8 protein-coding genes and 1 pseudogene are annotated in these 7,100 nt (G+C 59.7%); all 9 read right to left on the bottom strand.

All coding sequences use genetic code 11. The features are described from left to right. Positions 1 to 170: 170 nt before the first annotated feature. Positions 171 to 1,385 (bottom strand): MFS transporter, encoded by a 1,215-nt coding sequence (locus ACQRCA_RS08175; RefSeq protein WP_427719854.1) that lies wholly within the window; start codon positions 1,383 to 1,385, stop codon positions 171 to 173. A 92-nt stretch (positions 1,386 to 1,477) separates the two neighbouring features. After that, positions 1,478 to 2,311 carry a PTS system mannose/fructose/sorbose family transporter subunit IID gene (locus ACQRCA_RS08170; protein ID WP_427719852.1) on the bottom strand — a complete coding sequence of 278 codons (834 nt, stop codon included), beginning with the start codon at positions 2,309 to 2,311 and terminating at the stop codon, positions 1,478 to 1,480. Then, complete coding sequence (locus ACQRCA_RS08165; RefSeq protein ID WP_035137735.1) at positions 2,292 to 3,065, bottom strand: PTS mannose/fructose/sorbose/N-acetylgalactosamine transporter subunit IIC; 774 nt, start codon at positions 3,063 to 3,065, stop codon at positions 2,292 to 2,294. The genes ACQRCA_RS08170 and ACQRCA_RS08165 overlap by 20 nt, the downstream gene beginning before the upstream one ends. Before the next feature lie 225 nt (positions 3,066 to 3,290). Beyond that, on the bottom strand, positions 3,291 to 4,181 hold the full coding sequence (locus tag ACQRCA_RS08160) for a DMT family transporter (RefSeq protein WP_427719853.1): 891 nt from the start codon (positions 4,179 to 4,181) through the stop codon (positions 3,291 to 3,293). An 88-nt stretch (positions 4,182 to 4,269) separates the two neighbouring features. Then, a complete protein-coding gene (locus ACQRCA_RS08155) occupies positions 4,270 to 5,103 on the bottom strand; it encodes a PTS system mannose/fructose/sorbose family transporter subunit IID (RefSeq protein WP_427719852.1) in 834 nt (277 codons plus the stop codon). Beyond that, positions 5,084 to 5,857, bottom strand: a complete 774-nt coding sequence (locus tag ACQRCA_RS08150) for a PTS mannose/fructose/sorbose/N-acetylgalactosamine transporter subunit IIC (RefSeq protein WP_427719851.1) — start codon at positions 5,855 to 5,857, stop codon at positions 5,084 to 5,086. The genes ACQRCA_RS08155 and ACQRCA_RS08150 overlap by 20 nt, the downstream gene beginning before the upstream one ends. A 60-nt stretch (positions 5,858 to 5,917) precedes the next feature. Then, positions 5,918 to 6,400 carry a PTS sugar transporter subunit IIB gene (locus ACQRCA_RS08145; RefSeq protein WP_427719850.1) on the bottom strand — a complete coding sequence of 161 codons (483 nt, stop codon included), beginning with the start codon at positions 6,398 to 6,400 and terminating at the stop codon, positions 5,918 to 5,920. Between the two features lie 57 nt (positions 6,401 to 6,457). Then, on the bottom strand, positions 6,458 to 6,877 hold the full coding sequence (locus ACQRCA_RS08140) for a PTS sugar transporter subunit IIA (RefSeq protein ID WP_427719849.1): 420 nt from the start codon (positions 6,875 to 6,877) through the stop codon (positions 6,458 to 6,460). Between the two features lie 46 nt (positions 6,878 to 6,923). Beyond that, a pseudogene (locus ACQRCA_RS08135) lies at positions 6,924 to 7,100 on the bottom strand (SIS domain-containing protein); the annotation flags it as partial.

Raw genomic sequence — 7,100 nt, 5'->3', positions numbered from 1 at the left:
GGCTTTTCCTTTCTGTCCTGCACGCAACTCTATACATCGCGTTTATTTTCGATACCAATTATAGACATACACCTAACGTGTTTTTAATACCACTTATTAATCTGTTCCAATCATCGGTGAACGGTCGAAATTCTCTGGTGAGTGGTATTAAATTAGAATTGAATGTATAGCTAACGCCTCTGGCGCCTCCCTTGTTTGACAAAGAACAGCGTTCCTACCAGCGCAATAATGGTCGATGCCCCAAACAGTACCGTCTGGACACCCAAAGCCTCCGCCAAAAACGGAGCCGCCAGCAGCGGCAGCACGCCGGCGCTCATCAGGCCAAAACGCACAAAGCCGGTAATGCGCCCCAGGTATTTGATGTCAGCGCGCTCCTGAATCAAGATCATCTGCAGCGGTTCCAGGAATCCCCAGGCCAGACCGTTAATCGCCTGACCGATAATCGCGACCCCAAGCATATCGGTGCCCACGTACACCATGGACCCAATGCCCACGGCCATGAGCGCGCCGAGCAGCAATCGCAGGTTGACATGGCGGGCAGAAAGCTTGGTCAGGATGAACGCGCCCACCGAGGAAGTGAGGCCCACGACCGAGGACAGCCAGCCCAGCCAGACGATATCCACGTTGAGCACATCGCGATAGAACAACGACTCCAGCGAATCGAACGCGCCAAACGCAAAGAAGCCCAGAAAGCCCGAGATAAAGATAAGGCGCAGGTCGTGGTCGCGAAACGTAAGTCGCGCTCCCTCGGCCATGCCGCCCAGAATGCCGCCCTTCGGCTTCTCCCCTTTTGCGGGAGCAACACACTCGTGACAGCCCAAGGAGAGCACGGCCGCCACACCCATCATGCCCGCCATGAGCAGATAGACCGATTGCGTGGCAAAACAGCTCACGATGGCACCACCGAGCAGCGGGCCAGCGGTATAGGCGATATTGCTGTAGAACACCATGAGACCGTTCACGCGGGTACGGCCCTCGGTGGTCGACTCCAGGTATCCCGGAAACGCATGCGTACAGGTGTTGATAAAGCCGCCCGCAAGCCCCAAGACGCACGCGGCAAACACAAGCCCGGGGACAGACAACGGCGCCAACCCCACGCCAAGCGATAGCACCGCCGTAATCATGCACGTCACAAACGACGTCCGGCGCGGTCCAAAGCGGTCGATGACCGAGCCCGACACCATATTGCCCGCCGACGTCATAAGATTGCGTACGAGCGTAATGGCAGCAACCAAAAAGGCCGTGCCAGCCAAATCATACGTCGCCGCGCCGATAAGCCCTAAAAAGTACACCGCGTTGTTGGCGCACCATTGCAGGGACTCAATAAGAATCAGCCTGACCTCTGCCGGCGTCAGGCGCATTGCTTCGCGATCCTTCGCGAACATACGAACTCCCTCTATACAAGTAAGGGGATGGAGGGCATAGGCCCGCTCCATCCCCTTTCCAGGTTGCAACGAAAATCTATGCAGCTGGGCCCTTACGCCAGCACGCCGAAGAACGCGCCGACGATGCCCACGGCCATGGTGGCCACGATCAGCACCATGGGGTTGATCTTCTTGGACAGCAGCCAGTAGTACAGCCAGAAGGCGAGCATGCCGAGCATGCCGGGCATGATGCCGTCCAGGATGTCCTGGAGGGTCTGGGCGTCCTCGCCCGAGCCGATGGCCACCGGGATGCTGGCCCAGAACATGTCCTTGCACATGGCGCCCACGACCATGACGCCCACGATTCCCACGCAGGTCATGATCTTCTGCATGAGGCCGGTCCTCTGGGCCTCGTCCAGGAAGCCCACGCCCAGCTCGTAGCCCTTGACGGCGCCCCAGATGCGCAGCGCGAAGCCGGGGACGTTGTAGATGAGCAGGAAGGCGATGGGGCCGAAGGGGTTGCCGGCCTGGCACAGGCTGATGCCCACCGCGGCGGCGACCACGCGCAGCGTCGACAGGAAGATGGAGTCGCCGATGCCGGACAGCGGACCCATGAGGGCGGCCTTGACGTCGTTGACGCTCTCGGGCTCGATCTCGCCGCGGGCGACCTTCTCCTCCATGGCCATCGCGATGCCGCCGACGAACGGGGCGAACTGGACGGTGATGTTGAAGAACGCGCAGTGGCGGTGCAGGGCCTCGGCGTAGTCGTCGGGGCGGCCGGCGTAGATCTTCTTGAGCATGTTGGCGACCATCAGGCAGAAGGCGATGTTCATCTGCTTGTAGTAGGTCCAGGAGAACTCCATGCCCAGGGCGCCGGTGTTGACGGCGCTCTTGATGAGGTCGGAGCGCGTGATCTTGTTCTCGGGACTAGAAGTCATCGTCCTCATCCCCTTCCGCGGAGAGCTGGGGCTGGGCTCCGCCCAGGCCGAGCAGGTCGAACTTGTCGATGCCGATGATGATGGCGATCAGGGCGACGCCCAGGACGGGCACGTTGGCGTAGGAGCACAGCAGGAAGCCCAGGAAGTAGAAGGGCACGAGCTGCTTGGTGAGCACCAGGCGGCCGAGCATGGCGAAGCCCATGGCAGGCAGGATGTTGGCGGCAACGCCGCAACCGTCGATGATGAAGGGCGGGATGAAGTCGAGCAGGCCCTGGATGGCGTCGGAACCCAAATAGAAGGCGCCGCCGCACAGCAGGAAGTACTCGACGCAGCCCCAGATTCCAATTCCCCAATGAACGGCGTAGATGCCTTTGAGGTTTCCCTTGAGGGCGAACTTGTCTGCCATATCGACAAACACAGGGAACAAGGCATTGGTAATGTTGCCGATCGTCAGTGCAAGGACGGCGATGGGCATGGCGAGCGCGATGGCCGTCTCGGTACCCTGACCGAGCTGAATGGCAAACGCGCAGGCGAGCACGCCGCCGACGGTTTCGTTAGGCGGCACGTAGGCGCCGATGGAGATCGAGCCCATGAACAGCAACTCCAGGCTGGCGCCAACGGCAAGGCCAGTCTGCAGGTCCCCCAGCACCAGGCCCACGAGCGGGCACAGGACGATGGGGCGGAACGCGTAGAGGGTGCCGAGCTGGTAGTCGAGGCATCCAAACGCTCCGACTAAGCCGACGAGTATTGCTTGGACAAGCATAATTCCTCCCAATAAGGAATCTCGAACCGTCGTCACTCCCGTCGCGCGCGTTGTTGATATCAATTCCGGGAGTTCGATTCCACGGCTCGAAGCGTACCTGGTGTGCTGCTAACACCCATGCCAGGCACAAATGATTTGATACCAATTATAGGTATGCAGGTTCTTACTATTTAATACCACTCGCTCAGCGGAGTGTTTTTTACCGTAAACGGCAGACGTATCCCGTCAGGCGCGCTCTTTGTTTCGATGGAGGACAAGCGTCACCAGAAAGCCATCGCCAAAGGCATCGGATGCCAAGTTGGCCATAATCACCAAAACGATAATCGCTGCGCCCAAAAACTCGTTCCAGCGAAAGACCTCGCCAAAGAGGAGCGCCGACCAGCAGGGAGCGAGCACGACCTCACTCATGCAAACCAAGTTGGCCGCAAACGCGTTGGTGCGCGCAATCCCCTTGGCATACAGCACACTCGCAAGGCCGCTGCAAAAAAGGCCATGCACCAGCATAAGCCCCCACTCAAAGGGTTTCACGGAGCCTAGGTCGCCGGCAAAATAGACGATCGGAAGTATCGAGATGCCGCAGGAGATGAGCGAGGACACCATAGGCGACGCATCGGGGCGAGAGTTTAAAAAGAAACACAGCCCAAAGGTGGCGCCCGAAATGACGGCAAGCAGATTTCCGAGCATGCCCTCGGCACTCAAATCACCTAAAAAGAAAAGTCCCATACCCGTAAAAGCAACCACCACGGAGGCAATCTTCGCAGGCGAGGGCAACGTGCGAGTTGCGAGCGATTGATACACGATAACGAAAATCATCGAGGTGTACTGCAGAACGATCGCGTTGCCGACCGTCGTGAGCTGGTTGGCAAAGTTAAACGTGGTGCCCGTCACGAAGTTGCAGACGGCCACAAGGACAATAAGACGGCTGACGCGAAAGACGGGCCTGCCGACGAGCAGGATAAAGAGCGCCATAAATATTGCCGTAACGGCACCGATCAAAAGAGCTGACTGCGAATTGGCGCGAACGAGGATGCCGATAAAACTCCACAAGAGCGCCGTGCCAAATAGATACATCGCCCCGCTCACGCCATTATCGGGTGGATTGTCAGATCGAATCACGAAGCACCTCCAGCTAGCTTTCGGTAATAAAAAACGGCGACCGCAATGGGTCGCCGTTTCCCTTGGGGGCAGAATAGAACGCAGGAACCTACGCCAGCACGCCGAAGAACGCGCCGACGATGCCCACGGCCATGGTGGCCACGATCAGCACCATGGGGTTGATCTTCTTGGACAGCAGCCAGTAGTACAGCCAGAAGGCGAGCATGCCGAGCATGCCGGGCATGATGCCGTCCAGGATGTCCTGGAGGGTCTGGGCGTCCTCGCCCGAGCCGATGGCCACCGGGATGCTGGCCCAGAACATGTCCTTGCACATGGCGCCCACGACCATGACGCCCACGATTCCCACGCAGGTCATGATCTTCTGCATGAGGCCGGTCCTCTGGGCCTCGTCCAGGAAGCCCACGCCCAGCTCGTAGCCCTTGACGGCGCCCCAGATGCGCAGCGCGAAGCCGGGGACGTTGTAGATGAGCAGGAAGGCGATGGGGCCGAAGGGGTTGCCGGCCTGGCACAGGCTGATGCCCACCGCGGCGGCGACCACGCGCAGCGTCGACAGGAAGATGGAGTCGCCGATGCCGGACAGCGGACCCATGAGGGCGGCCTTGACGTCGTTGACGCTCTCGGGCTCGATCTCGCCGCGGGCGACCTTCTCCTCCATGGCCATCGCGATGCCGCCGACGAACGGGGCGAACTGGACGGTGATGTTGAAGAACGCGCAGTGGCGGTGCAGGGCCTCGGCGTAGTCGTCGGGGCGGCCGGCGTAGATCTTCTTGAGCATGTTGGCGACCATCAGGCAGAAGGCGATGTTCATCTGCTTGTAGTAGGTCCAGGAGAACTCCATGCCCAGGGCGCCGGTGTTGACGGCGCTCTTGATGAGGTCGGAGCGCGTGATCTTGTTCTCGGGACTAGAAGTCATCGTCCTCATCCCCTTCCGCGGAGAGCTGGGGCTGGGCTCCGCCCAGGCCGAGCAGGTCGAACTTGTCGATGCCGATGATGATGGCGATCAGGGCGACGCCCAGGACGGGCACGTTGGCGTAGGAGCACAGCAGGAAGCCCAGGAAGTAGAAGGGCACGAGCTGCTTGGTGAGCACCAGGCGGCCGAGCATGGCGAAGCCCATGGCAGGCAGGATGTTGGCGGCAACGCCAAAGCCAGCAAGGACAAAGTCGGGGATAAAGTCGAGCACGCCCTGGATAGCGTCAGCACCCAGATAGAACGACAGCGAGCACAACAGGAACGCCATGATGCAACCGGTGGAACCGATCAGGAAGTGCATCGCATAGACGCCCTTAAGGTTGCCCTGGGCAGAGAAAACATCGGCGCGGTCAACCAAAATCGGCAGGGCGGCGTTGAGGATGTTCTTGATGGCAAGGCACAGCGTGGCGATGGGCATAGCGAGCGCGATGGCTGCCTCGGTGCTCTGGCCCAGCTGGATAGCGAAGGCACAGGCGAGCACGCCGCCGATCGTCTCATCGGGCGGCACGTAGGCACCGATGGAGATTGAGCCCATGAACAGCAGCTCCAGGCTCGCACCGATCGCGAGGCCGGACTGCAGGTCCCCCAGCACCAGGCCCACGAGCGGGCACAGGACGATGGGGCGGAACGCATAGAGCGTACCGAGCTGGTAGTCGAACTTACCAAACGCGGCGATAAGTCCGATGAGGATTGCTTGGACAAGCATACATCCCCCTTTCCTAATAGGACACTACGAAGAACCCGCAGGCTCTTCGAAATTAAACGCCTAGAGCACGCTTGCGCAGTCGACCTTGGGGTCGTCGGCCAGAGGACGAATCTCGACCTCGACGCCGCGGCTCAGCATCTCGCGCACATCGGCTTCCTCGGCCGCAGTCAGGAAGATCTGACGAGAGACCTGACGAGCATCGGGGCGCTTCTCGTCCTTGGGCTTGGTGTTGCCCAGGTTGACCGACTTGATCTGCGGGCAGCCCTCAACAAGCTGCTTTGCCTCAGCGATGGTGGCGACGCAGATAATCATCTTGTATTTGTCAGTCACACCCGAGTTAATGGCCTCGATGGCATTCGCCATATCCTTGATGACGAGCTTGCAGCCGGCAGGCTTGCCCATCTTGAGCGTCGTCTTCCACACCGGGTCGTTAGCGACCTTATCGCCCACGCAGAAGATGCAGTTGGAGCCGAGGCCCTGAACCCAAGAGACCGCGACCTGGCCATGAAGCAGGCGATGGTCGACGCGAAGTAGCTGAATCATAATGTGACCCCCCAAAGGTCTTGTGCCGTCTTACGGCGTGTCAGTAGGTGCTGCGGATTAGAACTCTTCTTCCTCGTCGTCATCGACCAAAAGATCGTTGACAAACTTCACGCGCGTATCGTCCGCAGCGACGATGGTGCGAATCGTCTCTTCAACCGGCACCGACTCGTCAGAGAACAGCAGCTGAATGAGCAGAGGAAGGTTCATGTTGGTAACGAGGTACGTGCGGGGGCGCGTCTGGACGATCTTGGTGAACTCGTTGTTGACGCTGCCGCCAAAGAGGTCGGTGCACACGACGACATCATCGTCGGCAGCCATGCCTGCCAGCAGTTTTTGGGCCTCCTCGGCCACGTCCATGCGGTCATCGACGAACATCGAAAGATCGTGGACGTTGTCGCGAGCGCCCGAGAGCAGCTCGATGCTCTCCTTGATGCCGGTAGCGAAGTGCGCATGGCTGGCGATGATGTACTGTCTCATTCTGTGTTCCTCTCAATAGCCCGGCGCGTTCCCGCACCCGTTTTCTTTAGTAGTCGAACTGGTGATAGTAGCGACGATACTTGAGGTTGTGCTTGGTGACCGTCTCGTAGTAGCGAGCCAGGCGGTCGGTAACGAGCACCGTCAGAATCCACGGGGACACGATGACGCGGAACTCGTCGTCAAGGCCGGGGATCGCGAACTCGGCGGTGTCGATGACGTTGAC

Origin of the sequence: Collinsella sp. SGI.095 (assembly GCF_050314535.1) — a bacterium.
Lineage (GTDB): Bacteria > Actinomycetota > Coriobacteriia > Coriobacteriales > Coriobacteriaceae > Collinsella.
The sequence above is the reverse complement of the archived record's forward strand: the minus strand, read 5'-3'. Positions and strand labels throughout refer to the sequence as shown.

Bases quoted from the DNA above. Each gene is read 5' to 3' on its own strand.
- ACQRCA_RS08175 (WP_427719854.1), bottom strand. From the start codon at position 1,385: ATGTTCGCGAAGGATCGCGAAGCAATGCGCCTGACGCCGGCAGAGGTC.
- ACQRCA_RS08140 (WP_427719849.1), bottom strand. From the start codon at position 6,877: ATGAGACAGTACATCATCGCCAGCCATGCGCACTTCGCTACCGGCATC.
- ACQRCA_RS08165 (WP_035137735.1), bottom strand. From the start codon at position 3,065: ATGCTTGTCCAAGCAATACTCGTCGGCTTAGTCGGAGCGTTTGGATGC.
- ACQRCA_RS08150 (WP_427719851.1), bottom strand. From the start codon at position 5,857: ATGCTTGTCCAAGCAATCCTCATCGGACTTATCGCCGCGTTTGGTAAG.
- ACQRCA_RS08145 (WP_427719850.1), bottom strand. From the start codon at position 6,400: ATGATTCAGCTACTTCGCGTCGACCATCGCCTGCTTCATGGCCAGGTC.
- ACQRCA_RS08155 (WP_427719852.1), bottom strand. From the start codon at position 5,103: ATGAGGACGATGACTTCTAGTCCCGAGAACAAGATCACGCGCTCCGAC.
- ACQRCA_RS08170 (WP_427719852.1), bottom strand. From the start codon at position 2,311: ATGAGGACGATGACTTCTAGTCCCGAGAACAAGATCACGCGCTCCGAC.